The organism is Aquitalea sp. FG25 (assembly GCF_057809375.1).
The window spans coordinates 12,440-38,149 of the sequence record NZ_JBMDJV010000030.1; the positions used below are offsets into that span (position 1 = coordinate 12,440).

22 protein-coding genes are annotated in these 25,710 nt (G+C 59.7%); 7 read left to right on the top strand and 15 right to left on the bottom strand.

The window, feature by feature from the left end; translation table 11 throughout:
• Nucleotides 1-41: 41 nt before the first annotated feature.
• Nucleotides 42-2,225, bottom strand: a complete 2,184-nt coding sequence (locus ACODR9_RS20975; RefSeq protein ID WP_488812000.1) for a TonB-dependent siderophore receptor — start codon at nt 2,223-2,225, stop codon at nt 42-44.
• Nucleotides 2,226-2,524: 299 nt separating this feature from the next.
• Here ACODR9_RS20975 and ACODR9_RS20980 point away from each other — a divergent pair, with 299 nt between their 5' ends.
• The 5 genes from ACODR9_RS20980 to ACODR9_RS21000 all read left to right on the top strand — a co-directional run bounded on the left by ACODR9_RS20980 (nt 2,525) and on the right by ACODR9_RS21000 (nt 7,809).
• The gene (locus ACODR9_RS20980) at nt 2,525-3,799 is read left to right on the top strand and encodes a PepSY-associated TM helix domain-containing protein (protein ID WP_488812002.1); all 1,275 of its coding nucleotides are present in this window, start codon (nt 2,525-2,527) and stop codon (nt 3,797-3,799) included.
• A 383-nt stretch (nt 3,800-4,182) separates the two neighbouring features.
• On the top strand, nt 4,183-4,548 hold the full coding sequence (gene copC, locus ACODR9_RS20985) for a copper homeostasis periplasmic binding protein CopC (RefSeq protein ID WP_488812004.1): 366 nt from the start codon (nt 4,183-4,185) through the stop codon (nt 4,546-4,548).
• Nucleotides 4,545-5,429, top strand: coding sequence for a copper homeostasis membrane protein CopD (gene copD, locus ACODR9_RS20990; RefSeq protein WP_488812006.1), 885 nt, complete (start codon nt 4,545-4,547; stop codon nt 5,427-5,429). The genes copC and copD overlap by 4 nt, the downstream gene beginning before the upstream one ends.
• A 191-nt stretch (nt 5,430-5,620) precedes the next feature.
• Nucleotides 5,621-6,688 carry an NAD(P)-dependent alcohol dehydrogenase gene (locus ACODR9_RS20995; protein ID WP_488812008.1) on the top strand — a complete coding sequence of 356 codons (1,068 nt, stop codon included), beginning with the start codon at nt 5,621-5,623 and terminating at the stop codon, nt 6,686-6,688.
• Between the two features lie 203 nt (nt 6,689-6,891).
• Nucleotides 6,892-7,809, top strand: a complete 918-nt coding sequence (locus ACODR9_RS21000; protein WP_488812010.1) for an AraC family transcriptional regulator — start codon at nt 6,892-6,894, stop codon at nt 7,807-7,809.
• A gap of 12 nt (nt 7,810-7,821) precedes the next feature.
• On the opposite strand, the gene ccoG is transcribed toward ACODR9_RS21000, so the two are convergent.
• Entirely contained in the window at nt 7,822-9,258 is a 1,437-nt protein-coding gene (gene ccoG / locus ACODR9_RS21005) for a cytochrome c oxidase accessory protein CcoG (protein WP_488812011.1), read from the bottom strand.
• A gap of 475 nt (nt 9,259-9,733) precedes the next feature.
• On the opposite strand from ccoG, the gene ACODR9_RS21010 reads away from it, so the two are divergent.
• The gene (locus ACODR9_RS21010; protein ID WP_488812013.1) at nt 9,734-10,471 is read left to right on the top strand and encodes a substrate-binding periplasmic protein; all 738 of its coding nucleotides are present in this window, start codon (nt 9,734-9,736) and stop codon (nt 10,469-10,471) included.
• Nucleotides 10,472-10,505: 34 nt separating this feature from the next.
• Here the strand turns inward: ACODR9_RS21010 and ACODR9_RS21015 are convergent, their stop codons facing one another.
• On the bottom strand, nt 10,506-11,126 hold the full coding sequence (locus ACODR9_RS21015; RefSeq protein ID WP_488812015.1) for a DJ-1/PfpI family protein: 621 nt from the start codon (nt 11,124-11,126) through the stop codon (nt 10,506-10,508).
• A gap of 210 nt (nt 11,127-11,336) precedes the next feature.
• On the opposite strand from ACODR9_RS21015, the gene ACODR9_RS21020 reads away from it, so the two are divergent.
• Complete coding sequence (locus ACODR9_RS21020) at nt 11,337-13,778, top strand: sensor domain-containing diguanylate cyclase (RefSeq protein ID WP_488812017.1); 2,442 nt, start codon at nt 11,337-11,339, stop codon at nt 13,776-13,778.
• On the opposite strand, the gene ACODR9_RS21025 is transcribed toward ACODR9_RS21020, so the two are convergent.
• From ACODR9_RS21025 to ACODR9_RS21080, 12 genes are all read right to left on the bottom strand, one after another.
• The gene (locus ACODR9_RS21025; protein ID WP_488812019.1) at nt 13,775-14,827 is read right to left on the bottom strand and encodes a sensor domain-containing diguanylate cyclase; all 1,053 of its coding nucleotides are present in this window, start codon (nt 14,825-14,827) and stop codon (nt 13,775-13,777) included. The two genes, ACODR9_RS21020 and ACODR9_RS21025, sit on opposite strands and share 4 nt — an antisense overlap.
• A 150-nt stretch (nt 14,828-14,977) precedes the next feature.
• Nucleotides 14,978-15,322: a hypothetical protein gene (locus tag ACODR9_RS21030; RefSeq protein ID WP_488812021.1), complete on the bottom strand. Its 345-nt coding sequence runs from the start codon at nt 15,320-15,322 to the stop codon at nt 14,978-14,980.
• A 382-nt stretch (nt 15,323-15,704) separates the two neighbouring features.
• Nucleotides 15,705-16,430 (bottom strand): GntR family transcriptional regulator, encoded by a 726-nt coding sequence (locus ACODR9_RS21035; protein ID WP_488812023.1) that lies wholly within the window; start codon nt 16,428-16,430, stop codon nt 15,705-15,707.
• A gap of 12 nt (nt 16,431-16,442) precedes the next feature.
• Nucleotides 16,443-17,894 (bottom strand): NAD-dependent succinate-semialdehyde dehydrogenase, encoded by a 1,452-nt coding sequence (locus tag ACODR9_RS21040; RefSeq protein ID WP_488812025.1) that lies wholly within the window; start codon nt 17,892-17,894, stop codon nt 16,443-16,445.
• A 55-nt stretch (nt 17,895-17,949) separates the two neighbouring features.
• On the bottom strand, nt 17,950-19,017 hold the full coding sequence (locus ACODR9_RS21045; RefSeq protein ID WP_488812027.1) for an ABC transporter ATP-binding protein: 1,068 nt from the start codon (nt 19,015-19,017) through the stop codon (nt 17,950-17,952).
• A complete protein-coding gene (locus ACODR9_RS21050; RefSeq protein ID WP_488812029.1) occupies nt 19,014-19,814 on the bottom strand; it encodes an ABC transporter permease in 801 nt (266 codons plus the stop codon). Before ACODR9_RS21050 ends, ACODR9_RS21045 begins: the two co-directional genes overlap by 4 nt.
• A 1-nt stretch (nt 19,815) precedes the next feature.
• Nucleotides 19,816-20,700: an ABC transporter permease gene (locus tag ACODR9_RS21055; protein WP_488812031.1), complete on the bottom strand. Its 885-nt coding sequence runs from the start codon at nt 20,698-20,700 to the stop codon at nt 19,816-19,818.
• 70 nt (nt 20,701-20,770) lie between these two features.
• On the bottom strand, nt 20,771-21,793 hold the full coding sequence (locus tag ACODR9_RS21060) for an ABC transporter substrate-binding protein (RefSeq protein WP_488812033.1): 1,023 nt from the start codon (nt 21,791-21,793) through the stop codon (nt 20,771-20,773).
• A gap of 66 nt (nt 21,794-21,859) precedes the next feature.
• A complete protein-coding gene (locus ACODR9_RS21065; protein ID WP_488812035.1) occupies nt 21,860-22,174 on the bottom strand; it encodes an NIPSNAP family protein in 315 nt (104 codons plus the stop codon).
• A gap of 10 nt (nt 22,175-22,184) precedes the next feature.
• A complete protein-coding gene (locus ACODR9_RS21070) occupies nt 22,185-23,657 on the bottom strand; it encodes an aldehyde dehydrogenase (RefSeq protein ID WP_488812037.1) in 1,473 nt (490 codons plus the stop codon).
• Between the two features lie 26 nt (nt 23,658-23,683).
• Entirely contained in the window at nt 23,684-24,721 is a 1,038-nt protein-coding gene (locus ACODR9_RS21075; protein WP_488812039.1) for an LLM class flavin-dependent oxidoreductase, read from the bottom strand.
• 56 nt (nt 24,722-24,777) lie between these two features.
• Nucleotides 24,778-25,710, bottom strand: a complete 933-nt coding sequence (locus ACODR9_RS21080; protein ID WP_488812041.1) for a flavin reductase — start codon at nt 25,708-25,710, stop codon at nt 24,778-24,780.

The following is a 25,710-nucleotide window of genomic DNA, read 5'->3' on the forward strand; positions in this document are numbered from 1 at the left end:
GCAGCCCACATGGGGCTCAGGGCTCCGTAGCGGAATGAAACTCAGTATTTCCACTTCACCGATACGCTGGCATTCACCGGGGCAGCATAGTAGGACTGATCCCAGTACACGCTGGTCAGGTATTTGCGGTTCAGCACGTTGTACAGATTGGCGGCCACGGTAAGGTGCTTGTCCACGTCATAGCTGGCCATCAGGTTCCATACCGAATAACCGCCCTGATAGGCTGCCGAACTGCTGCTGTAGCGGGTTTCGCTCTGATAATTGAGGCTGGCACCCACTTTTAGCTGCTCCAGCTGCGGCACGCGCCAGGTGGTGGACAGCCGTACCTGACGGCGCGGCACATACAGGCGTACGTCTTCACCGTTGTTAGCGGTAATCTGCTGCGCCACCACGCCCAGGCTGGCCTGCCAGTTGTGGGCCAGCTCGCCGGAAACATCAAACTCCACCCCTTTGGACTTGGCGGTAATCCCACGGTAGTACGCCTTGCTACCCACATAGCCAGCCTGCTCGGCAATATTGTCCTGCTGCACTTCAAACAGGGACAAAGCCGTGTTAAGGCGGCGCTGCAGGAATTCACCCTTCAGGCCGATTTCCTTGCCGGTGCCGCGCGCCGCTGCCAACGTGGCACCGCTGGCGTCGGTCTCGGTTTGCGGGTTAAAAATCTTGGCCACGCTGCCATAGGCGGAAATCTGCTCGGTCAAGTCCACCACCAGGCCGACATAGGGCGAAGTGGCAGATTGGTCCAGCGCATGGGCCACGCCATAGCTGTAGCCACTGGAGCTGGCCTGGGTGTAATTGGCCCCCAGCAGCAGTTTTACCGGATCGGCCAGATTCAGCCGGGTGGCGGCATACACGGTTTTGCGGGTGTCCACATAGCTGCTGCCATCCACGCTGGCATCAAAGCTGGGCATGGCATAGCTGCCGTTGAATGCACTGTTGCCAAACAGCTCGGTACCAATGCCTTGACCGTAATGGCTGACGTCCGTCATACGCGAGCGTGACAGGTTTACCCCAACGTTAAAGTCGTGCTGACGCTCGCCCAGCGTGTACTTGCCACCCAGATTGCTGTCGAAATACACCTGCTTGTTACTGCTGTCATAAAGCGAGGGATAGGCGTACAGGCCGCCACCGGTACTCTTGTTGGGCGTGCCATAGACATAAAACAGTGCGCTATCGGTATCAAACTGGTTGTAACCCAGCGTGCTCTTCCACTGCCAGCCGTTGTCCAGCGCATGGGCCAGTTCGGCAAACACACGCTGTTCTGTCGTGTCCAGATAAGACCAGTCAGCCGCCGTGCTGGTACCCACCGGGTAATTGGTGCTGGAGCCGTCGGTGTAGGACATCGGCAGCGCACCCCACATCGCCCCCTTGCCGTCTTCCTTCTGGTAGCTGTAGCCCAGCGTCAGCACGGTTTTGTCGCTCAGCTTGTTTTCCAGTACGCCGTAAAACACATCGCGGGACGGTTGGTAGCGGTCCAGATAGGAATGGCCATCCTCATGCGCAGCCACCACCCGGCCAGTCACTGTTCCCGCTTCGTTCAGCGGGCCGGATACATCCACGTCCAGCCGCTTGGTATTCCAGGAGCCAATGGTCAGGCCGGCGGAAGCCTGGAAATCATCAGTCGGACGTTTGCGGATGAAATTGACGGTGGCAGACGGATTACCGGTGGAGCTGGACAAGCCATTGGCACCACGTACGATTTCAACCCGATCAAACATGGCCATGTCGATGTCGCCGTACTGCAGGCTGTAGGTCATTGGCACACCAATGCCGTCCATCTGGAAATTGGTGATGTCAAAACCGCGCGCAGTGTAATAAGTACGGTTGGTTTCCACCTTTTCCACCGTCACCCCGGTGGTATTGGCCAGTACGTCGTTGATGGTATTGAGGTTGAAATCTTCCATCTTGGCATGCGTCACCACCGACATGGCCTGCGGGGTTTCACGCGGGCTCAGGTTCAGCCGGGTGGCGGAATCGCTGTGCCTGATGGTGTAGGTACCCTGCTTTTCCGTCGGCAGTTGGGTAGTGGGTACTTCGGCAGATACCGTCACTGCCGGCAGCACGGCAACATCGGCGGGCTTTGCTGCGGTTGCTGTGGCCGCATCGTCGGCATAAGCCTGACTGGCAACCCCCGTCGCTGCCAGCATGACAGCCAGGCAAAGCGGACGCAGGGTAAAACCGGGGGTGACAGAAGCATGGACGGCAGCAGGCCGGTGAACTTGCATGATGTGGGAATCCAGAGTGTTAAAAATCAGAACGAGCCGTCTGTTTTTGTTAATGATAATAATTCTGATTTACATTCTCAATAAAACGTCCGCGCCTTGTCAATCGTCTTTACATCGCAGCAACAGGCATTAGCTTGAACAGCAGCGGAAAATTCCAAACAGGATAGTAATGATTCGTATTTGCATATAAACTGCACACCGCAGAACCCGCCCCCTCACCCATCAGGGGGGCCGCCTGCCTGCCGAGCCAGCTTGTCTCTGCCACCCGCCCACCCCTACCCAAGACGATTGCACCAGGCATGAAACCGCATTTCCGACAAAGCGCTGTCCTCATTCATCGTTGGCTTGGCCTCACCATGGCAAGCTTTCTGCTGCTGGCCGGGCTTACCGGTGCCATCCTGGCGTGGAACGAAGAACTGGATCACTGGCTGAACCCGGAACTGTTCTTCACCACAGCCGCCGGGCCGGGTGACAGGCCGCTGGACCCGCTGCAGCTGCGCCAGACGGTAGCCGCCGCCTTTCCGGATGCGGTGGCGGCCATGGTGCCACTGGGGCAGCCAGCAGGACGCAGCATGATTTTTTGGCTGTCCGGCCACCCCAAAGCCGACGGCACGCTATCCGAACCCGCCAATGATCAGGTGTTTGTCGATCCGTACAGCGGCAGGATTCAGGGCGCGCGCAAATGGGGTGATATCAGCCAGGGCAGCAAGAACCTGATTCCCTTCATCTACCGCCTGCACTCCTCACTGGCGCTGGGCGATCTGGCCACCACCATCTTCGGCATCATCGCCCTGCTGTGGACTGCTGACTGCTTTGCCGGTGCCTGGCTCACCTTCCCGGCCCCGCAACGCAAAGCCGCCAGGCCGGTACCGGCCAATGGACAGCAAACGCGCAAGAGCTGGCGGCAACGCTGGGCGGTGTCCTGGAAAATCCGCCGCAGCGGTGGCAGCTACAAGCTGGTGTTCGACTGGCACCGTGCGGCATCGCTCTGGCTGTGGGCCATGCTGTTGGTGCTGGCCTGGAGTAGCGTGTCATTCAACCTGCCGTCTGTGTACAAGCCGGTGATGGCAACGCTGTTTACCACCCAGATCGCGCCGGATGAGGCCGCCCCAAGCCGTGCCAGCCAGCAGCCGCCACGCCTGGACTGGCAAGCCGCCCGCAGCCGGGGCCGCGAACTGATGACCCGGCTGGCCGCCAGCAAGGGCTTTACCATTCTGGAAGAAGACGACCTGTTTTATGACAGCCGCACCGGCCTGTATGGTTTCAGCAGCCGCAGCAGCCTGGATGTAAGCCGCCGCTGGGGCAGCACCCTGGTGTACTTTGATGGCGATAGCGGTAGCGCCAAGGATGCCTGGCTGCCCACCGGCACGGCCAGCGGCGATACCATTCACAGCTGGCTGGTGAGCCTGCACATGGCCGCCATCGGTGGCCTGCCCTACCAGATCTTCATCATGCTGCTGGGGCTGGTGGTGGCATCGCTCAGCGTGAGCGGCGTGGCCGTCTGGTGGAAAAAACGGCAGGGGCGGAAAAAGGCGGCACGCAGCGCGGTGGAAGGTATGGTGCACAGCAGATGATCGCCCCCCTGATGGCCGTCTCAGGCATTGATGTGTTTGAAACCATCCAGATCAATCCCCCCTGCAGAACAGGGATGCTTAAGTTTGGCAAACAGGGGGCCGCGAGGGGGCAAACCGCTCAATGGCCTGCCATGCGCTACTTGAATACCCGGCTGCGACAATTTGCCACAGGCAGCAGCGTGGCCACTTGCCTAAAATGGCCGTTTTCCGCTTGCCGTGCAGGCAGCACAGGCCTGATGCCTGCGTCGGCTTGCTCCAGATCAGTTTTCTGCAATCCCACCCCCGGTGTGACTACCAGAGCAGTGGCCGATGCGTTAGCATCCTGCCTCTTCGGCTGGCGCCATGCCGCATCATTCATGCTTTTTGACCCGACAGGAGTTGTCATGCTGCATTTTTTCCGTTCATCCATGCTGATTGTTGCTGCCAGCCTGCTTACCACCACGTCCGCCTGGGCGCATGCTCATCTGCAGACTGCCTCCCCGGCAGCCAATAGCGTGGTCAGCACCCCGGCCAGCCTGAGCCTGAGCTTTAGCGAAGCGCTGGATGTGAAATTCAGCGGCGTTAAATTAAGCAATGCCGAAAAACAGGACATCACCCTGGGCGATGCCGCGCTGAGCAATGGCGGAAAAACCCTGGTGGTGAAACCGGCCCAGCCCCTGCCCGCAGGCAGCTATCAGCTGGAATGGCATGTGCTGTCGGTGGATGGCCATAAAACCAAGGGTAGTTACCACTTCAGCGTGGGCAAGTGAGTACAGCAGACTACCTGCTGTGGCTGTGCCGCTGGCTGACCGATGGCGCGGTGCTGTGGCTATGGGGCAGTGCGCTGTTTTTGCTGGCGCTGGTGCCTGCCGGCTTGCGCATGCACATCTGGCAGGAACAGGCCCTGGCTTACCAGCGCGCCAGATTGGCCATCCTGCTGGCCACCCTGTGCAGCTTACCTCTGCACAGTGCCATTCTGGCCGATGGCTGGGCTGACAGCTGGCAGCCCGCTACCCTGCTAAGCGTGGCTGGCGATACCGGCATGGGCCGGGCATGGTGCTGGCAACTGCTTGCCGCCCTTGCCCTGTGGCTGACGGGTCGCCAGCGGGGCGGGGTATCTTCTCCCGGCCGCACTGCCCTGTGCTGTGCCGGGCTGCTGGCCAGCCTTACCCTCAGCGGCCATGCCGCCATGCATGGCGGCGGGCTGGGCCTTGCGCACAAGCTAAATGATTTGCTGCACCTGTTTAGCACCGGAGCCTGGCTGGGTGCGCTGCCACTGCTGCTGCAACTGGTGCGGCAGCCTGCGCCGGAACTGCAAGCCGCGCTGCGGCAGATCATGCTGCGCTTTTCCATCACCGGCCACGGCGTGGTGCTGGTGGTGATTGCCAGCGGCCTGGCTAATCTTTACCTCATCAACGGCAGCCTGCTGCCGGATCATCTTTCTCCCTATGCCGTCCTGCTGGGTCTGAAGCTGCTGATGGTGGCCGGCATGACGCTGCTGGCGCTATACAACCGCTACCATCTGGTACCGCGCATGGCCGCTGACGCCCGCGCCCTGCCCTGTTTTCGCCGCGCAGTGCGGGTGCAGATTGCCCTCAGCCTGCTGGCACTCGCCTTGCTGGCCTGTCTGGGTACCCTGGACCCGCACTGAATATTGCCAGCGGGCAGCAAAACCTGTGCTGGTTTGCAGAATCAGGCAAGAACAGCGCAGGACTGTGATACCGCCCCATCCCCGTCTCTTCCTACACTGCATGGCTGAAAAACACCTGTCGCCTGCCCTGTCATCCGGACAAGGCAGCCGCTGCGCCGGTGACTGCCGGTGCCGATCTTCAAGGAAATCCCATGACAGAACGCAAAATCAACGCCTATGCCGCCACCTCGGCCACCGCACCGCTGGGGCCTTATCCGATCAAGCGCCGCCAGCTGCGCGATCACGATGTGGAAATCGATATCCATTACTGCGGGGTATGCCACTCCGACCTGCATACCGCGCGCAATGACTGGAACTGGACGGTCTACCCCATCGTCCCCGGCCATGAAATCATCGGCAAGGTTGTTGCCGTTGGCAGCAAGGTAAGCCGCTACCGCCTGGGCGATACCGTAGGCGTGGGCTGCATGGTGAATGCCTGCGGTCATTGCGCGGCCTGCAACGATGGCTTCGAGCAGCATTGCCACAGCGGTGCCACCTATACCTATGGCTGGCCGGATGCCAGCGAGGAAGGCGGCATTACCCAAGGTGGCTATTCGGAAAAAATCGTCGTGAACCAGAACTTTGTCCTGCGCGTGCCGGACACCCTGGACATGGCCGCAGCCGCACCCCTGCTATGCGCGGGCATCACCACCTGGGCCCCCTTGCAGGAAGCCGGCATCGGCCCGGGCAGCAAGGTGGCCGTGGTGGGTCTGGGCGGCTTGGGCCATATGGCCATCAAACTGGCCCACGCACTGGGGGCAGAAGTCACCCTGATCACCCGCTCGGCAGGCAAGGAAGCCGATGCGCTGCGCCTGGGTGCCAGCAAGGTGGTGCTCAGCAGCGATGCCGCACAGATGGCGGCCGTGGCCAATCAGTTTCAGCTGATCGTGGACACCGTACCCTACGCCCACGACCTCAACCCCTACCTGCCCACACTCAGCCACAAGGGCAAGCTGGTGCTGATCGGCTATCTGGGGCCATTGGAACCGGCCTTGGATTCGGTGGTGATGATCATGGGTGGACGCAGCGTGGCAGGCTCGATGATAGGCGGCATTGCCGCCACCCAGCAGATGCTGGACTTCTGCGGTCAGCACGGCATTGGCGCGGATATCGAGCTGATCCGCATGCAGGACATCAACCAGGCTTATGAGCGCATGCTGGCCAGTGATGTCAAATATCGCTTCGTCATCGACATGGCCTCACTGAAAAACGCCAACTAAGTACCGCCCCTTATACAACAAGGCTTTCACCGTGCTAGCGGCGGCCTTGTTGCGCCAGGCACCTTCAGCGCTGAATGGCCCCGCTGCGGCCTGCTTGCCCGATAGACCGCAATGCTTGCCTGATTCTGCGGCGTAGCGAAAATCAGGCAGACAGCAGCCGGTCCAGCCAGTAGGCTAAGAGGGCTTAATCAGGAAACCGCCCCATGTCCAGCCCCCCGCCCGCCGCAACCGGCAGCCACACGCTAAACCAGTTGCGTCAGATCATTACCGCACAGACCCACGGCGAAGAAGACAAAAGTACCGACATTGCCGACCTGGGGTTCTTCCGGCGCGAGCATCAGTCACAACCCTGCTGCTGCATGGTGGAGCCCAGCGTGGTGCTGGTGGTGCAGGGAGAAAAGCAAATGCTGGTGGGCGACGACCGCTACCCCTACAACGCCCAACACTTTCTGCTTAACTCCATCGATCTGCCAGCCAGTTCGCAAGTGCTCACTGCCAGCCCGGCGCAGCCCTGCATGGGGCTGGTGCTGCGGCTGGATTTGCGCATCATGGCCGAGCTGATTGCCCAGGGCGGCATTTGCCCGCCAGCCGGGCAAGCCAGCCAGCCCAGCATGGCGCTGGGCACGGTGACGCCAGAGCTGCTGGATGCCTTCAGCCGCCTGCTGGCCTTGCTGGACCAGCCGCAACATATCAGCGTGATGGCACCGCTGATCAAGCGGGAAATCCACTACCGCCTGCTGATGAGCGACCAGGCTTCGCGCCTGTGGCAGATTCTGGCCACCGGCAGCCACAGCCAGCGCATTGCCCGTGCCATCGACTGGCTGAAAACCCACTACACCGAGCCGCTGCGCATTGACGAGCTGGCAGCGCGGGTGCAGATGAGCAGCTCCAGCCTGCACCACCATTTCCGCCAGCTCACCACCATGAGTCCGCTGCAATACGTGAAATGGCTGCGGCTGAATGAAGCCCGGCGCCTGATGCTGAGCGACAAGCTGGAAGCGGCCACCGCCGCCTTCCGCGTGGGTTATGAAAGCCCCTCGCAGTTCAGCCGCGAATACCTGCGCCTGTTCGGCCTGCCGCCCAAGCGGGATATCAGCCAGCTGGCGCAGCAGCACAGTTGACATCCCCCGCCCTCACTCGCCGATAAAGCTGGATTTTTCCTCGACCATCAGCGCCGGGTTGCCCACTGACTGCACCCGGAACAGGATGGGATGGCTGCCCCGATCGGCATATTGCGGATCCACCACCACCCGCACCGCCAGGCTCTTGCTGTCGGCAGACTTGATAGACAAGCGCTGCGGCGAGGAAATAGCCATCTCGGGCAGGCCGCTCACGCTGACGCTGAACACCTGATCCTGGCTGGTGGTATTGATGATATTCAGCATATAGCTGTTTTCCAGCCGGCCATCACTGGTTTCCTGCACCAGCGAAGCCCGGTCGCGGATGACATCCACCTTGAATGGTTTGCGCAGGGCAAACGAAATACCCGCCGCACTGGTGGCCACCAGCAACAGCAAGGCATACAGCACAACACGCGGACGCCGCAGCCGCGACAGGATGGCGCTGTCTGGATACAGGCCCTCAAGGGCGCTTTCGGTGGTGTAGCGAATCAGGCCGCGCGGGTAGGCCATTTTGTCCATCACCTCATCGCAGGCATCAATGCACGCGGCGCAGCCAATGCACTCATGCTGCAGGCCATTGCGGATATCAATGCCTGCCGGACACACCTGCACGCAGATATTGCAATTGATACAGGAACCCAGCCCCTGCTCCTGCGGATTGCTGCCTTTCTTGCGTGCGCCGCGTGGTTCGCCACGGGCGGCATCATAGGAAATCACCAGGGTATCGGCATCGAACATCACGCTTTGAAAGCGGGCATACGGACACATGTACTGGCATACCTGCTCGCGCATTACCCCGGCCAGCAAATAAGTGCAGGCCGCATAGAAGAAGATCCAGAACAGCTCCCACGGCCCGTAATCAAAGCGCGGCAAGGCTGCCAGCAAATCATGAATCGGGGTGAAATAGCCCACCAGGGTAAAGCCGGTCAGCAGGGAGAAGGCCAGCATCAGGCTGTGCTTGAACAGCTTGATGCGCAGCTTGCGTACGCTCCAGCCTTGTTTGTCCAGCTTGCTGCGCTGGCTGTGGTTGCCCTCGGTCCACTGCTCTATCCACAGCATGATTTCGGTATACACCGTCTGCGGGCAGGAATAACCACACCACAGGCGGCCGGCAATGGTGGTCCACAAAAACAGGCCGAAGGCCGAGATGATCAGCAAGGCCGCCAGATAGATAAAGTCCTGCGGCCAGATGATCAGGCCCAGCAGGTAGAACTTGCGTTCCACCAGATCAAAATTAACCGCCTGCCGCCCGTCCCAGCGCAGCCAGGGCAGGCCCAGAAACACCAGTTGGGTCAGTACGACAAAAACAACGCGCCAGTTGTTGAAACGGCCATGGACACTGCGCGGGTAGATTTTCTTCTGCGCGGCATACAGCGACACCACTTCCTGCTCGGCGGCAGGTTTGGCGGGGGCGACCTCGATGGGGATTTTCCTGAATGAACCGGACATACTTTCCTTGGTGGGCGGGGCGAAGGACGAGATGCAGCGGGCATTGCGCCAGCGGCACAACATCTGGGCGCATGCCAGCCACGCGCCCATAAATATCGTATTACGATATTATTTGCTGTCAGAAATGACAAGCAGGACTACGCACCGCCCAGCACCGCCAGCCAATGGCAGAAAAGCGCCATCATGCAGCAAATGTCTGCATATCCGCATATATTCAATGCAAAACCGGGCATTTCTCAGCATTATCGCCCAGGCTTGGCAATGCCACACCTAAAAATGTGTATTTCAAATACAACATAAAACCCAATCTATCCCTGCCTGACCGTACCCGCCAAAGGCAGGGCAACACCGATTGCTGGCGCGCAAAGCCAGCAGGCTGGCCGCCCAGAACAATACACTAGCATTTCCATCTGGCTCCGCTATGTATAAAGGGCAGTATTAATCACCGGTTTTCTTGCCGCAGGAATCAGGAGCAATGTCCGCACCACCAGTCAGGCTGCTTGCCAGCAGCATCATGCTGTTTTCCCTGAGCATCCAGGCGCAGGACGCAGCCCGCGTCATCGACCTGGAGTGCGATCACCTGCCCCCCATGTGCAATCAAATAAGCGAGTCACAGGGCGGCATGATGATAGAAATCGGCAGCGAGGCCATACGCCGCGCCGGTTTCGTTCCCAATGTAAAGATACGCCCGTGGAAACGGGCCATGCAGGAAGTAACTGGCAGTTCCAGCGCCCTGATAGTCTACTTTGCCCGCACCCCGGAACGGGAAGCGCTGTTTCGCTGGATTGCCGTGACCAACACCACAGACTTCGGCTTCATCACTCGGGATGGCAGCCCGCCACTCAATAGCCTGGAGCAAGCCACTGCGGCCGGTTTGATCGGGATTCGTGCTGGCTCCAGCGTGCGCGCCTGGCTGCTGCGCCAGGGAATAAAAACCGAGCAACTAGCAGAAAGCCCACTTGAAGAAATGGCCAAGATGCTGAAGGCAGGCCGCGTGGCCAGTTTCTTTGGTGCCGCCAACACCTTCAAGCCGATATATCAGCGGCAAACCGGCTCATCACCCGTGGTTGGCGCACGGATGTACAGCGACCAGAACTGGATTGCATCAGGCTTGTCCTTCCCACGCGAGGATGCCGCCAAAATTGCCGATGCCATCAGCCGCATGAAGCAGGACGGTTTCATCAGCCAGATCACCAGCAGATACTTCCCCTAATGCGCGCCAGCCAGGCATCACAACTGCGCTGGAATCAACGTACAGCCAAGTCGGACCGTTCCAGAAACGGCATCACATTTTCCAGCGCGCGTGCCAGGTACTGCTCCTTCTCGCCCACCGGGGCGACATAATGCAGTGCGTTTTCCGCGGCATCCAGCCCCGCCAAGCGGGCAATCAGCCAAAAAGCCAGATATTGCGAAGCCAGACAGCCACCAGCACTGGCCACATTGCCTTGTGCGAAAAAGGGCTGGTTCAGCACGCTGACACCGGCCTCCTCAACCCAGGGCTTGGTCATCAGATCGGTACAGGCAGGCAGGCCGCCCAGCAAACCCAGCTTTGCCAATAGCAGGGTGCCGGAGCACTGCGCCCCCAGCAGTTGCCGGGCGGGGTCTAGTTGCAGCTGTGCCATCAAGCCGGCATCCGCCGCCACCTCCCGGGTTTTCATGCCGCTACCGACAATCACCGCATCGGCCAGACTGGCCCCGGCCAGATCAAGATGAGACTCCAGCACGACACCATTCATGGACGTCACCCGCGCGGTCGGGCTGGCAATGGATACCTTCCACCCCGGCTTTTTCACCCGATTGAGAATACCCAGTGCAATCAGCGAATCCAGTTCGTTGAAGCCATCAAAAGTCAGAATAGCGATATGCATGTCGTCCTCCGTGAGCGTAAATATTTCCGTCAACAGCCTAAGACACTTGTGGCATGACATCAAAGAAATCATGCCGCCCGCCAGCGGGGCCGCATTGCGCACAAGCAAAATGCCAATTGCATTGATTGAATGCGATATCGGTAGTTCACCCCAATGGTCATTTCATACTTGATGGATTAGGCTTCCGGTATTGTCTCTGAGTACTGGATCATGCTTTCTCCCCTGATGACCTTCCGCATGCGGCTAACCCTGGCGGTTGGTGGCATTTCGCTGGCACTTGGTGCTGCCATTGTGTTTTTTCTCAGCCAGGTTGCCAGCTCACGCATTACCCAGGATCAGCACGAATCGCTGCAAAACCGGGTACGCGCCGTATCGTATGCACTGGCGGAAAACCTGCGCGAACGCGACCGCGAAATCGCCTTGCTAAGCAAAACCAGCCTGCTAACCCAGGGTGACCTGCGTGGCAGCGCGCTGCGGGAGCAGCTTACCCTGGTCAAGAACAGCTACCGCTACTATGACTGGCTTGGCGTTGCCGCCGCCGATGGCACGGTATTGTCGGCAGTCAACGGGCTGCTGGAAGGCGAAAATGTCAGTAACCGCCTCTGGTTTGCTGCCGGCAAGCAAGGAAGCTATATCGGGGATGTGCATGAGGCTGTCTTGCTGGCCAAGAAGCTGAGCAATCCCAACTCCAGAGAGCCCCTGCGCTTTGTGGATTTTTCCTCACCCATTCTGGGGATGGATGGCAAGTTGCGCGGCGTGCTGGGCAGTCATGCCAACTGGTCCTGGGTGGGCGATGTGATTGCCGGTGCCATTGGCGACGAGGGGGTGGCCAATGGCGTGGAAATTTTCATCATCGGTAACAACGGGCAAATTCTTTATCCCTTTGCTGCCATCGGTCAGATCTCCGTCCCGGCAAATCTGCCTGCCAACCACGAAGAAGGCGAAGTCAGCTGGGGAAAGGAAGGACGTTTTCTTACCGCACAATCCACTGTCAGGCCGCTGACAGCAAGCAATCCGGGCTGGCATGTGTTGGCGCGGCAGCCCATGTCTCAAGCCCTGGCAACGGTGCATGCCATGCATATCACCCTGCTGGTGGCTGGTCTGGTTGCCACCATCCTGTTCATGGGGCTGGTATACCGCCTGGTAAGCAATTTCTGCCGGCCACTGGAGCAACTGGCCGATGCGGCCCAGCATGTCAGCAGCGGCAATGAACAGGCTGGCTTTCATGTCAGCAGCACTACCCGCGAAATCAACAATCTGGCCCAGGCCTTACAACGCATGTCGGTTACCCTGCTGGCACGCAGGCATGCACTGGAAGAAAGCTACCGCTCCCTGGAACAGAAAGTCTCAGAACGCACGCAGGAGCTGGCCGATCTCTACAACCATGCCCCGGTTGGCTACCACTCCATCGACCGGGACGGCGTCATCGTCCAGATGAATGACCGCGAACTGCACTGGCTTGGCTATACGCGGGATGAGGTCATCGGCAAGATGTCGATCCGCCAATTGCTGCCTGCAGATTGTGATGCAGCTTTCCTGGAGCGCCAGCAACACATGCTGACAGGAGAACAGCTGCCGCCGCTGAATATCCAGCTGATCTGCAAGAACGGGCGGCAGATTTCTGTACGCACCAGCTCGTCGGCAGTGCTTGATGCCGACGGACGTTTTGTCATGTCCCGTACTGCCGTCATGGACGTTACCGAGCAGCGGGAGCTGGAAATTGCCCTGCATAAACAAGAAGCGCTAAGCCAGGCCATCATCCACGCCACGGGCAACGGCCTGCTGCTGTACCGGGAGGACGGCCAGTGCATCCTGGCCAACAAGGCGGCAGCGGAAATCATTGGCACCTCGGTGGAAAACCTGCTGCAGCAAAACTTCCACCATCTCGAATCCTGGAAAGTATCCGGCTGCCATGCGGCGGCCTTGCAGGCACTGGCGGGGCAGGAAGTCCAGCTGCTGCTGAGCACCACCAGCAGCTTTGGCAAGGTGGTGGACTCCATTGTCACGCTGATTCCACTACCGCATGACGGTGAGAAGCTGCTACTGCTGGTGGTGAAAGATGTTTCCGCGCTGATCGCGGCCAACCGCGAGCTGGAAAAACTGGCACGCCGCGATGCCCTGACCGGGCTGCACAATCGCTTGGCGCTGAATGAACGCCTGCGTGAGGAGTTTCTGCGCATGAAGCGCAGCGGCCATGTCTATACCATCCTGATGGCAGATGTCGACCATTTCAAGAAAATCAATGACAACTACGGTCACGAAACCGGCGACGCTGTGCTACGCCTGTTAGGCCCGCTGCTGGTGCATACAGTGCGCGCTACTGACTTTGTGGCGCGTTATGGCGGCGAGGAATTCCTGCTGCTGTTGCCAGACACCTCAACCGAAAATGCCATCCGGGTTGCCGAAAAGCTAAGACAAGCCGTCGAAGCCGAACCCATGCCCGGCGTGGGCAACATCACCATGAGCATCGGCCTGGCAACGGCACAGCTGGAAGATATTGCCGAAGGACTGGCCCTGAAACTGGCTGACGACGCCCTGTACACCGCCAAACACAATGGCCGCAATTGCATAAGAAGCGCCGATCGGACAACACCAGCGACAGCCCCTGGCGCGCACAGCACACCAAGCCAGCCGCCAATGCATGGTGGTTAATTCAGCGATACGCCCTTGCGGGCGTTCTTGACGGCATACATCTGCCGGTCTGCCAGTGAAATGGCCTCCTCGATGCTGAGCGTGTCCGGTACAACAGCCACCACCCCGACACTGGCCCCGGCATAGCTGACCGACTGCTCGGCCAGACAGAAACAACCCGTTGTCGCATCAAACAGGCGCTGGCGCATGCGCTGCGCCACCCCTGTCGGGTCCTCCTGCACGGCAGCTGCCTGCCCTTCCAACACATAGGAGGCCCGCACCGGGCCGGGCCCGATAAACAGGAATTCATCACCACCAAGCCGGCCAAGCCGGTCGCCAGCACGCAAACCCGTGCTCAGCCGCTGTGCCATCGCTTGCAAAAAATGATCACCGCCCTGGTGGCCAAACTGGTCATTGATCAACTTGAAGCCATCCAGATCGACCACCCCGACCAGAATGGTGTGATGGTTACGCCGCCCCAGGGCGAACAGGTGTTCCAGCTCGTCAAACATGGCACGCCGGTTAGGCAGCCCAGTCAGCAAATCCACCAGCGCATATGAGGCCAGCTGTGCGTTGGCTACTTGCAGTTGCTCAACCAGGATTTCCCGCTCGATAAAATTGCTGACAATGCTGGCAAACAACTGGCACAGCGCTTTCACCTGCGCAGAAACAGCATGCTGTCCGGTACTTGCGGCACAAAGCGTGCCCAGCACATCGCCACTGCTGCTGCGAATCGGCGCACTGACATAGGAGCGGATGCCCAGATTGCTGGCCGCCTGCGAATCCCCCCACAGCAGGGACACGCAATCCGTGGCCAGCGTGCCGGACTCCAATGCCCGGCGGCACAGGGTGTCCTGCCAGGGCACGGTCAAGCCTTCCGGAATCTGCAGTTTGTCCTTGTTGTTGGCAAAGCTGACGTACTGAGTCTGCAAATCCAGATCGATGCTGGTGAGATAGGTGGACTCCATCCCTGTTACGCTACCCAGCATATCGAGAATGGGCCGCACCAATTGTTCTATCGTCTGCGCCGTGGACAGCGAGGAGGACAGCTGTGTAAAGATGAGATCCATGCAATCACTCTGCCTTCGCCATGCGCGTGGTACAGAGCGAGTATAGGAGACAGTTTGGCATTTTGCATTTTGCATAGACAGCAATACCCACTTGCCGAGAAGGCATTGCCCAGACCAACCATCACCCTGCCAGCACGGGGTTTTGCGCGGTCAGTCCAGCACTGAGCAGCTTACCGTCCACAGCGCATGGGGTGAGCCAGCCGGACGGTAAGGATTACTGTTTGGCATGAAATGTTCAAACTGGAACTTCAGAAACTGCTCGATCTTGTACTCCAAATTTTCCAGCTCAAAACGCACGCCATCTTCGATCACATCATGTTCTATCCGGATGAAAACGATATACCGCATGCCGGTTTGATCGGCATTGGCCTCGGTAGGCCAGCTCACATTGAACAGCCAGGTGCGATGACCATTGCCATATCCGATCACGCTGGCTGCTGGCGGCATGTATTTTTCAATTGCATTTGTAATCGTTTTATACATAACGGAGCGCATTTTGAATGTGTTTTGTTAATTATTAGCACCACGTCATGGTGCTGTCAAAACCCATCCGCGACAAACATCCGCCTTACAGAAGGTGAGTTAAATCCATATTTCCATAACAGTAAAAATATTGAATCATGAAGTGCCGTCGATATCTTGCCGCACCGGGGCATGCGTTCCGCCGCGCCACTTTCTGCCTGCGGATGCTGGCTGGCCTGCAAGGGCTACCAGCCACGGTCAGCGGCTGGCGGCACAAGCGCACAAGGCGGCTGCCCGCAGGCAACCCAGCCGCAACCACCATGCCCCCAAACCAGCCTTGCACTCGGCACCGGCAGCTCAACACCGGCGCCCCTGCGCCACAAAACTGCCGCCAATACGGCTGCAGGTCTGATGTCTACAAGGCCTGGGCCAGCTTGCCGCTTTGCTCTTCTGCTTCACTACTGGCTTCAGCCAGCTTGTTTGCGGCAATGCTTGCCACACGTCTTACGTGCGCCACCGAGGCATCATGCGCAGCTTGCGCATCGCGCTTGAGCAGCGCTTCAACCAGCAAGCGCATTTCCTCTGCCGCTTCGGCTGCCCGTCCTGCCGAACTGATGGTCATGGCACGCAGCCGGTTGATGCGGGCATTGAGCGACTGCACGACTTCCCAGGCCATGGTCTGGCCACTGCCCTGGAACATCAATTCATAAAATGCGGATGTCTGCTCCAGCACGCCATGGAAGTCATCCGCGCAAAAGGCCGCCTGAATCTGGCTGTTGATCACGGCCAGCCGCTCCAGCAGTGCACTGTCTGCCCGCTCGGCACACAGCCGGGCTGCATGGCCTTCCAGCAAGGCGCGGATTTCGTAGATCTGCGCGGCCTTGTCCGCGTCCAGCGTAGCCACCACCGGGCCCTGATGCGGAATGGATTCCACCAGGCCTTCGGTTTCCAGATGGCGCAGCACTTCGCGCACGATGGAGCGACTCACCCCCAGTTCGTCACACAATGTACGCTCCACCAGACGCTCACCGGGCTTGAAGTAGGCACTGAGGATGGCGTCACGCATTTTTTCCAGCGTCAGTTCACGCAGTGTCTTGACGCTACGATCTATTTTCAGCGAGCTACCGTCTTTGGATGACATCGGTCATCTCCTTTATTCAATTCCACCCATACACAGGTATTTTATTTCGAGGTAATCCTCAATCCCATAGCGGGAGCCTTCCCGACCACTGCCGGACTGCTTGATCCCGCCAAAGGGAGCTGCTTCGGTTGAAATCAGGCCGGTATTGATTCCAACCATGCCCACTTCCAGCGCATCTGCCACCCGCCAGATGCGGGCATGGTCACGACTGAACACATAGGCGGCCAAGCCAAACTCGCTGGCATTGGCCTGCCGGATGACATCCTGTTCATCCTGAAAGCGGAACACCGGTGCCAAAGGGCCAAAGGTTTCTTCCTGCGCCACGCGCATGGCAGAAGTCACATCGCGCAAGATGGTGGGCTGAAAAAAGCTGCCACCCAGCGGATGGCGCTGTCCGCCAATCACCACCGTGGCACCGCGTGCCAGGGCATCGGTAATGTGCGCCTCCACCTTGCTCAGTGCCTTGTGGTCAATCAAAGGACCGATCGTCACACCGGCGTCCATGCCATTACCCACTTGCAAAGTCGCCACCCGCTCCCGCAAGCGGGCCACAAAGGCATCGTAAATGCCATCCTGCACATACAGCCGGTTGGCACAGACACAGGTCTGCCCGGCATTGCGGTATTTGGACACCATGGCACCTTCAACCGCTGCGTCCAGATCGGCATCGTCAAACACGATGAAGGGCGCATTGCCACCCAGCTCCATGCTGACTTTCTTCACCGTATCGGCACACTGGCGCAGCAGCAGGCGACCCACTTCAGTCGAGCCGGTAAAGGTCAGCTTGCGTACCTGCGGGTGGCGGGTGAGTTCGCCGCCGATGGCGACAGGGTCGCCGGTCAGCACATTGATGACGCCCGGCGGAATGCCCGCCTGCTCGGCCAGCCGGGCCAGTGCCAGTGCGGACAAGGGCGTCAGCTCCGCCGGTTTGGCCACCACCGTACAGCCAGCCGCCAGCGCCGGGGCGATCTTACGTGCCAGCATGGCATTTGGGAAGTTCCAGGGTGTAATTGCCGCCACCACCCCCACCGCCTGCTTGAGGGTGAGCAGGCGGCGGTCTGCAGCGGGCGCGGGAATCACATCGCCATGAATCCGCTTGGCCTCTTCGGCAAACCACTCGATATAACTGGCACCGTAGGCAATTTCCTCCCGCGCTTCGGCCAGTGGCTTGCCCATTTCGGCAGTCAATATCCGGGCCAGGGCGTCCTCATGCTGCAATACCAGATCAAACCAGCGCCGCAGATACTGCGCCCGCTGCTTGCCGGTTAAGGCCCGCCAGCCTGCACCGGCGTGCTCGGCCGCTGCAATGGCCTGCCGGGTTTCCGTCACGCCCATGCGCGGCACGCTGGCAATTTGCTGGCCGGTGGCCGGATTGAACACTGGCAAGCGTTCTGCTGCGTCCAGCCACTGCCCATTGATATAGCAGTGCTGCACCAACAGTCCGGTTTCATGCAATTGACTCATGCTTCACCCTTCAGCGACGAACTACGTCCGCCACCTTGATTGACGCTGAATATCATCAGGCAAACACATGCCCGTGCTGGGTATCCCACTCCAGTACAGCGGAGGAGCCGATACACAGGCCCTGGCCATCGCGTACCGCCATGCGCACGGCCAGCTCCTGTTCCCAGGGGGTTTGCACGGCAAAGTGCATGCTGTCGCCCAGATAGGTCATATCGCGTACGGTCACGGCCAGGCCCTGGGCGGACGTTGCGTGTGGCCGAATCCGCATCTGCTCCGGACGCACCATCAGCGTGCCCTCGCTACCGGCGGCAAAGGCCCTGGCATCGCCTTCCACTGCCTGGCCATTGGGAAAGATGGCGCGGGCGCGGCCTGCGCCCATTTGCTCCACCTTGACCGGCAGGAAGTTGGAATTACCGATGAAACCGGCGACAAAGCGCGAAGTCGGATGCTCGTACAGCTCCTCGCCGGTGCCCACCTGCTCGATACGCCCCTGGCTGAACACCGCAATGCGGTCGGACAGGCGCAGCGCTTCTTCCTGGTCGTGCGTCACATACAGAATGGTCACCCCGGTTTCCTGATGGATACGGCGCAGCTCGAACTGGATTTCCTCACGCAGCTTCTTGTCCAGTGCCGACAGCGGCTCATCCATCAGCAGTAGCGGCGGGTCGTACGCCAGGGCGCGGGCAATGGCCACGCGTTGCTGCTGCCCACCGGACAGCTGGCCGGGCAGGCGATCGCGGTAGTCCGCCAGATGCACCAGCTCCAACATTTTTGTCACTTTGGCCTTGACCTCCGCTTCCGGACGCCTGCGCACCCGCAAGGGGAAGGCCACGTTTTCGCCCACCGTCAGGTGCGGAAACAGGGTATAGCGCTGAAACACCATGCCGATGTTGCGCTGATTGGGGGCGACATCCAGCAAGGATTTGCCGTTCAGCAGCACCTGGCCTTCGGTCGGCTCCTGAAAGCCGGCCACAATATATAGCGTGGTGCTCTTGCCCGAGCCGGACGGCCCGAGAAAGGTCATGAACTCACCCTGTTTGATGTCCAGGGAGACATGGTCGATGGCCACTACCTGATCGTAGGTTTTGCGCAGGCCACGAATCTGCAGGAAAGGAGTTGTCATTGGCGTGAGCCTTTCTTCAAAAGGGAAGCCAGCAGCATCAGGACTACCGTAAAGGCAACCAGCAAGGTGGATGCGGCGGCGATGACCGGGGTCAGATCCTGACGCAGCGTGCTCCAGATCAGGACCGGCAGGGTTTGCAAGCTGGGGCTGGCCATGAAGATGGACAGCACCACTTCATCCCAGGAAATCAGGAAGGAAAAAATGGCGGCGGCAAACATGCCCAGCCGGATGGCAGGCAAGGTTACCCGCCACTTCACTTCCAGAGGCCCGGCACCACAGATCATGGCGGCGTCTTCCAGCGCGGAGTCGAAGCTTTGCAGCGAATTGCCGATGGTGATGATGGAAAACGGCAAGGCGATGATCAGGTGGCCAATCACAAAACCGGTCAGCGTGCCGGTCAGGCCCAGCTTGAGGAAAAAGGCATACAGGGCCACCGCCAGCACCACCACCGGCAGCACCATGGGGGTCAGGAAAAACGCCTGCAATGCACTCTTGCCAAAGAAACGGCTGCGTGCCAAGCCCAGTGCCGCCAACAAGCCCAGGACGACAGACAGTACCGTGACAAGGACGCCCACCTTGGCACTGGTCAGCAGCGCATTCACCCATACCGGGTCAGTCAGCAGTTGCTGATACCACTGCATGGTCCAGCCCGGCGGCGGAAATACCAGCCATTGCGAATCGCCGAACGACAGCGCGGCAATAAACACGATAGGCAGCAACAGAAACAGCATGACGACGGTGCCTACGCCCACCAGGCCCCAGCGCCAGCCGCCCAAACGGTCGTAATCCAGCAACATGTCAGCGCCCTCCCATTCCGCTACGGCCAGCGCCCAGATAGCGCAGCTGCACCGCATACAAGCCCAGGGTCACCACCAGCAGCACAAAGGCAGCGGCACCGGCAAGGCCCCAGTTGAGCAAGGACTGCACCAGTTGGGCGATCAGCTCGGCCAGCATCATGTAGCTGGTGCCGCCCAACAGCGCGGGCGTCACGTAATAACCCAGCGACATCACGAATACCATCAAGGCCCCGGAGGCAATGCCGGGCAAGGCCAGTGGCAACAGCACCAGACGCAAGGACTGCCAGCGGCTGGCACCACAAACCGCAGCGGCGCGCAGGGTGGAGGGGTCGATGGCGCGCAGCGTGGCATGCAGGGGCAGCACCATGAAAGGCAGCATGATGTAGGTCATGCCAATGGTGACGCCAACCAGGTTATTCACCAGCGTCAGCGGCTGATCGATTACCCCGATGGCCATCAGCACCCGGTTAATCAAGCCGGTTTGCTGTAACAGCACCATCCAGGCATAAGTGCGTGCCAGCAGATTGGTCCACATCGACAACAGCAGTACCGCAAACATCAGCCGCGACCAGCGCTGCGGCAGGATGGCCAGCAGCCAGGCGGTGGGAAAGCCAAGCAGCAAGGTAATCAGGGTGACCACACCAGCCACCATGAAGGTATTGAAAAACACCCGTACATAGGTTTGCGAACCAAGCAGTTCCGCGTAATTCTGCAAGCCGGGTGTCGGCTCCATGATGCTGCGCAGCAGCAAAGTAACAACCGGCACCAGGAAAAACAGCGTCAACAGCAACAACACCGGCAGCATCAACTTGATGCCCCGCGTCTGGGCACTCAGCCGGAATCGACGGCGCGCCGGTACGGCAACCGAACTCAAAGCAGTGGGCATGACAACTCCTCAAGACAATCGCGATACAGGCCGTGGCCCTGCTCTGCGGCAAGGCCACGGCACTCCTGCCTTACTGGGTCTGCCAGGCATACCAGCGCTTGGCAATTTCATCGCGGTGCTCGGCCCAGTAGCGCATGTCCAGATTGATCTGGCTGGCGGTGTACTGGTCGGGCAGCGTCTTGACCGCAGCCGGGGTCATCTTGGTTTTGGATTGCAGATTGACCGGGGCATAGCCGGTTTCCGTGGCAAATTTCGCTTGCGCCTCGGCACTGGTGGCATAGGCCAGGAACTGCATGGCAGCGGCCTTGTTCTTGCTGCCCTTTGGAATCACCAGCATGTCGGCGGCGGTCAGGTTTTGCTTCCACGACATGCCAACCGGTGCGCCACTGTGCTGCAAGGCATTGATGCGGCCATTCCAGAACATGCCGATGCTGGCCTCACCGGAAGCAAGCAATTGCTGTGACTGCGCGCCACCGGTCCACCAGACAATCTGGCTCTTGATGGTGTCCAGCTTCTTGAAAGCGCGGTCGATGTCCAGCGGATACAGCTTGTTGGCCGGTACGCCATCGGCCAGCAAGGCCAGCTCCAGTACACCCGGTGCCGACCACTTGTACAGCGTGCGCTTGCCGGGATAACGCTTGAGGTCGAACAAGTCACTCCAGGAGGCAGGGGCAGTCCCCTTCACGGTTTGCTTGTTGTAGCCCAGCACAAAGGAGTAATAAAAACTGCCCACCGAGTTGGCAGAGATAAAGCGCGGGTCAATTCCCTTCAGCTTGGATTGATCCAGTGGTTCCAGCAGGCCATCCTTGGCGGCGCGATAGGCAAAATCGCCTTCCACGTCCACCACATCCCAGCTGACATTGCCGCTTTCCACCATGGCCTTGAACTTGCCGTAATCGGTGGGGCCATCCATGGCAACGGCAATGCCACTGGCGGCGCTGAAAGGCTGTGCCCAGTTTTTCTGTTGCGCCTGCTGGGTGGAACCGCCCCAGCTGGTAAACACCAGGTTTTCCGCCATGGCGGGGGCGGCGGCCAACAGGCTGATGCTGGCCAGCAGGGCGATACGGGTACCGATCTGTTTTGCTGCGTTCATGATGTCATCTCCTATGTAGAAGTCTGTGCTTCTGTTTCTCTTGCGTGGTAATGCCGATTGAGCGACCTACTGCAACGGGGAAAAGGCAGCCGCTTTCATGATCTTGCTTTCCATTTCTTCCAGCAAAGCCTGGATTTTCGGGGCAAAGGCCAGCCAGGCCGCATCAGCTGCCAAGGCGGTACGCCGCGCTTCGCGCTCATCCAGACTGGGATAAGCCCAGATGTGCACAATCTGGTTCAAGGGGCCGATTTCCGAGTAGAAATAGCCCACCAGCTCACCCAGATACTGCTTTTGCAAGGCAATGCCCTCTTCCTCCACCAGCTTCAGATAGGCAGGCAGCGCCCCGGTCTTGATGCGATAGGTGCGAATTTCGTAATACATGGTGTGCTCCTCAGCGCATCACGAAGGGGTCGGCAATCGGCTCGTCCGAAGTACGAATCCACACCGACTTGGTACGGGTGTAATCCAGCACCGACTCCATGCCGCCTTCCCGGCCCAGGCCGCTTTGGCCATAGCCACCAAACGGTACGATGGGTGACACCGCCCGGTAGGTATTCACCCAGACAATGCCGGCGCGCAGGGCGCGGGTCAGCCGATGGCCCCGGCTCAGGTCGCGGGTGAATACCCCGGCAGCCAGGCCGTAGACACTGTCATTGGCCAGGGCGATGGCTTCGGCCTCGCTATCGAAAGTCACCACGCTAAGCACCGGGCCGAACAGCTCCGTGGTGACACTGGGAATCTGCGCGTCCGGGCAGCTCAGAATGGTGGGCAGGTAGTAAAAGCCATCTTCCCGCCCGGCTGGCACACTGCCGCCAGTCAGCAGCGCGGCACCTGCCTGCACGCTGGCGGCAACCACTTTTTCGATATGCTCGCGCTGGCGACGGGTGGCCAGCGGGCCCATTTCGGTGGCACTGTCCTGCGGATCGCCAATACGGATGGCCTCGGCCTTGGCCTGTAGCCTGGCCAGCAAACGGTCTTTGACCCCGCGCTGCACCAGCAAGCGTGACCCCGCCACACAGCTTTGCCCGCTGGCGGCAAAAATACCGGCCACAATGGCGTTGCTGACGCTGTCCACATCGACATCATCAAACACCAGCACCGGGGATTTTCCGCCCAGTTCCAGCGTGGTATAGGCAAGGTTCTCTGCCGAGTTACGTACGATGTGGCGGGCGGTTGCCGGGCCGCCGGTAAAGGCAATGCGCGCCACCAGCGGGTGGCTGGTCAGCACCTGGCCGCAGTCCTGGCCGAAGCCGGTCAGCACATTCACCACACCGGGCGGGAAACCGGCTTGATGGATCAGCCGGGCGAACTCCAGCAAGGGGGCCGGGCCCTCTTCCGAGGCTTTCAGCACCACGGTGCAGCCCGCCGCCAGTGCCGGGCCCAGCTTGACGGCAGACAGAAACAGCTGGGAATTCCACGGCACGATGGCAGCAACCACGCCAATAGGTTCGCGGCGCAAGAAGGCTTCCATATCCGGCTTATCTACCGGCAGGCAGGCACCCTGAATCTTGTCGGCCAGACCGGCGTAATAGCGGTAATACTCGGCCACATAGCCAATCTGGCTGCGTGTTTCGCGGATGATCTTGCCGGTATCCGCGGTTTCCAGCTCGGCCAGCTGGTCGGCATGCTCAGCGACCAGGTCGGCCAGCTTGTACAGCAGCTTGCCGCGCTGGCTTGCCGTGAGGCCTGCCCAGGCCGGGTCCAGAAAGGCGCGGTGAGCGGCCTGTACCGCCCGGTCCACATCCTTGGCACTGGCTGCGGGCATGCTGGCCCAGACCGTGCCATTGGCTGGATTAATGCTGTCAAAACGGGTGTCGCCATCGTCAAACACCCCGTCGATATACTGCTGAAAGCTGCGCAACATATTGACCGCTCCTTGCAATCGTCCAATCAGGCAAATGCCGGCATCACCTGCTTGATAAACAGCTCCAGCGACTTGAGCTTGCGCTCGAAATCCATATGGCTGTCGATCCAGAAGCTGTACTGGTCGTAGCCCAGTGCCTCGTAGCCCTTCAGCCGCGCAATCACGTCCTCTGGCGTACCGATTACCAGATTGTTGCGAATCAGCTCCGGCGCGTAGTTGGGGAACATGGCCAGATCTTCGTCGTTGAGCGACTCGATAAAGCCCTGATTGATGGGCTTTTCGTTCTTGAACCATTTGCTGAAGTAGCAGTAGAAGCGGCGCATATCCTCCACACCGGCATCCACTTCGGCCGCGTTTTCGCCCACAAAAGTGTGCATCAGCATCATGATTTGCGGACGCGGCACCTCCGGGTGATTGGCGCAGGCGGCATTAAAGCGCTCCATCAGGCTGGCGACTTCCCCGTCACCGGCGGCCAGCGAAGTCACTTGCACATTGCAGCCTTGCGATACGGCAAAGTCATGGGAATTGGGGTCACGCGCGGCCACCCACAGCGGCGGATGCGGCTGTTGCAGCGGACGCGGTACCGGCGTGGTTTTGGGGAAGCTCCAGTATTCGCCCTGATGGGCGTAATCACCGGCGAGCAATTGTTGCAGGCAGGGAATCATCTCGCGCAAACGGCCACCGGCTCCCCAGGCATCCAGGCCCGGAAACATGCGTTCGTATTCGAAAGAGTAAGCACCACGCGCAATGCCCACATCCAGCCGGCCATTGCTGGCCAGGTCGGTCATGCCGATTTCACCGGCCAGCTTGATGGGGTGCCAGAACGGTGCCACTACCGTGCCGGTGCCCAGGCGGATTTTGCTGGTTTTGGCGGCCAGGTAAGCCAGATTGACAAAGGGATTGGGCGCAATGGTGAATTCCATGCCATGGTGCTCACCAATCCAGGCGGTTTCGAAACCGCCCTCCTCGGCCACTTTCACCAGGGCAGTCATTTCATCAAACAACTCTTTGTGCGGCTTGGCAGCGTCGTAGCGCTCCATGTGCAGAAACAGCGAAAACTTCATGATGTCACTCTCCTCATTGCTTTCGAATTGAAGCTATTTTTTGCTATTGCGACGTCTCATGCCCTTGCCAGTGACTTGACCGAACCACGCTGGGCATCACCCATGTAAATCCCGAAGGCGTCTTCGGTGCGCTCGCGCACAAAGCGCTGCAGCATGGCCCGCTCCGCCTCATCGGGCAGTTGATCCCATGGGATACTGTCCAGTGCCAGCAGCTGTAATCCGCTTGCGGCAGGCAGCTCTCCCGTCACCCGGCCCCGATAGAAGACATTGACGGCACCGGCTTCGGCAGCACTGTCTTCGTATACTGCAAACAGGAAATCCAGCTGTGCATCCAGCCCCAGTTGCAGCAGCACGCCACGCAAGCTCCGACTATCGGATGCCGGTTCCAGCCTTGTTCCGCTTGGTAGCGCGTAACCCTTGTCTGTTTTCAGCAGCACCACCCCACCCTGGCATTCCAGAATGGCCCCCACGCGGGCACGCGGCCCGGCGGCGGCCAGCGCATCTTGCGACAGGCTGAAGGTGAGGTAGGCACCGCGCCCGTAACCCAGCGGGCTGGCCGTGGTATTGGCAAAGTCCACTACGCGGCCAATCAGAATGATGTGATCGCCCGCTTCCACCACTTGATGGGTTTCACAATCAAACCAGGCGGCGGACCCATCAATGACCGGGCTGCCGGTCAGGCCAGGATGCCAGGCCACTTGCTCAAACTTGTCTGCAGCCTTGGAGGCAAACAGGCTGGAAACCTGCTTCTGATCCTCCGCCAGAATACTGATGGAAAAATGTGCAGCGGCAGAAAACACCGGGTAACTGGCAGCGGATTTACCAATGCAAATCAGCACCAGCGCCGGGTCCAGCGATACTGACGTAAACGAGTTGGCGGTAAAGCCGCGTGGTGTGCCGTCTTGCTGGAGGGTACTGACCACCGTTACCCCGGTGACAAATGCACCCAGGGTCTTGCGAAACTCTATTGCATCAATCGTGTTCGACAT

Bases quoted from the DNA above. Each gene is read 5' to 3' on its own strand.
- ACODR9_RS21075 (WP_488812039.1), bottom strand. From the start codon at position 24,721: ATGAAGTTTTCGCTGTTTCTGCACATGGAGCGCTACGACGCTGCCAAG.
- ACODR9_RS20980 (WP_488812002.1), top strand. From the start codon at position 2,525: ATGAAACCGCATTTCCGACAAAGCGCTGTCCTCATTCATCGTTGGCTT.
- ACODR9_RS21050 (WP_488812029.1), bottom strand. From the start codon at position 19,814: ATGTTGCTGGATTACGACCGTTTGGGCGGCTGGCGCTGGGGCCTGGTG.
- ccoG (WP_488812011.1), bottom strand. From the start codon at position 9,258: ATGTCCGGTTCATTCAGGAAAATCCCCATCGAGGTCGCCCCCGCCAAA.
- ACODR9_RS21030 (WP_488812021.1), bottom strand. From the start codon at position 15,322: ATGCGCTCCGTTATGTATAAAACGATTACAAATGCAATTGAAAAATAC.
- ACODR9_RS21010 (WP_488812013.1), top strand. From the start codon at position 9,734: ATGTCCGCACCACCAGTCAGGCTGCTTGCCAGCAGCATCATGCTGTTT.
- ACODR9_RS21070 (WP_488812037.1), bottom strand. From the start codon at position 23,657: ATGTTGCGCAGCTTTCAGCAGTATATCGACGGGGTGTTTGACGATGGC.
- ACODR9_RS21040 (WP_488812025.1), bottom strand. From the start codon at position 17,894: ATGAGTCAATTGCATGAAACCGGACTGTTGGTGCAGCACTGCTATATC.
- copC (WP_488812004.1), top strand. From the start codon at position 4,183: ATGCTGCATTTTTTCCGTTCATCCATGCTGATTGTTGCTGCCAGCCTG.
- ACODR9_RS21025 (WP_488812019.1), bottom strand. From the start codon at position 14,827: ATGGATCTCATCTTTACACAGCTGTCCTCCTCGCTGTCCACGGCGCAG.
- ACODR9_RS20975 (WP_488812000.1), bottom strand. From the start codon at position 2,225: ATGCAAGTTCACCGGCCTGCTGCCGTCCATGCTTCTGTCACCCCCGGT.
- ACODR9_RS21020 (WP_488812017.1), top strand. From the start codon at position 11,337: ATGCTTTCTCCCCTGATGACCTTCCGCATGCGGCTAACCCTGGCGGTT.
- ACODR9_RS21035 (WP_488812023.1), bottom strand. From the start codon at position 16,430: ATGTCATCCAAAGACGGTAGCTCGCTGAAAATAGATCGTAGCGTCAAG.
- ACODR9_RS21000 (WP_488812010.1), top strand. From the start codon at position 6,892: ATGTCCAGCCCCCCGCCCGCCGCAACCGGCAGCCACACGCTAAACCAG.
- ACODR9_RS21060 (WP_488812033.1), bottom strand. From the start codon at position 21,793: ATGAACGCAGCAAAACAGATCGGTACCCGTATCGCCCTGCTGGCCAGC.
- ACODR9_RS21015 (WP_488812015.1), bottom strand. From the start codon at position 11,126: ATGCATATCGCTATTCTGACTTTTGATGGCTTCAACGAACTGGATTCG.
- ACODR9_RS21065 (WP_488812035.1), bottom strand. From the start codon at position 22,174: ATGTATTACGAAATTCGCACCTATCGCATCAAGACCGGGGCGCTGCCT.
- ACODR9_RS21045 (WP_488812027.1), bottom strand. From the start codon at position 19,017: ATGACAACTCCTTTCCTGCAGATTCGTGGCCTGCGCAAAACCTACGAT.
- ACODR9_RS21080 (WP_488812041.1), bottom strand. From the start codon at position 25,710: ATGTCGAACACGATTGATGCAATAGAGTTTCGCAAGACCCTGGGTGCA.
- ACODR9_RS21055 (WP_488812031.1), bottom strand. From the start codon at position 20,700: ATGCCCACTGCTTTGAGTTCGGTTGCCGTACCGGCGCGCCGTCGATTC.
- ACODR9_RS20995 (WP_488812008.1), top strand. From the start codon at position 5,621: ATGACAGAACGCAAAATCAACGCCTATGCCGCCACCTCGGCCACCGCA.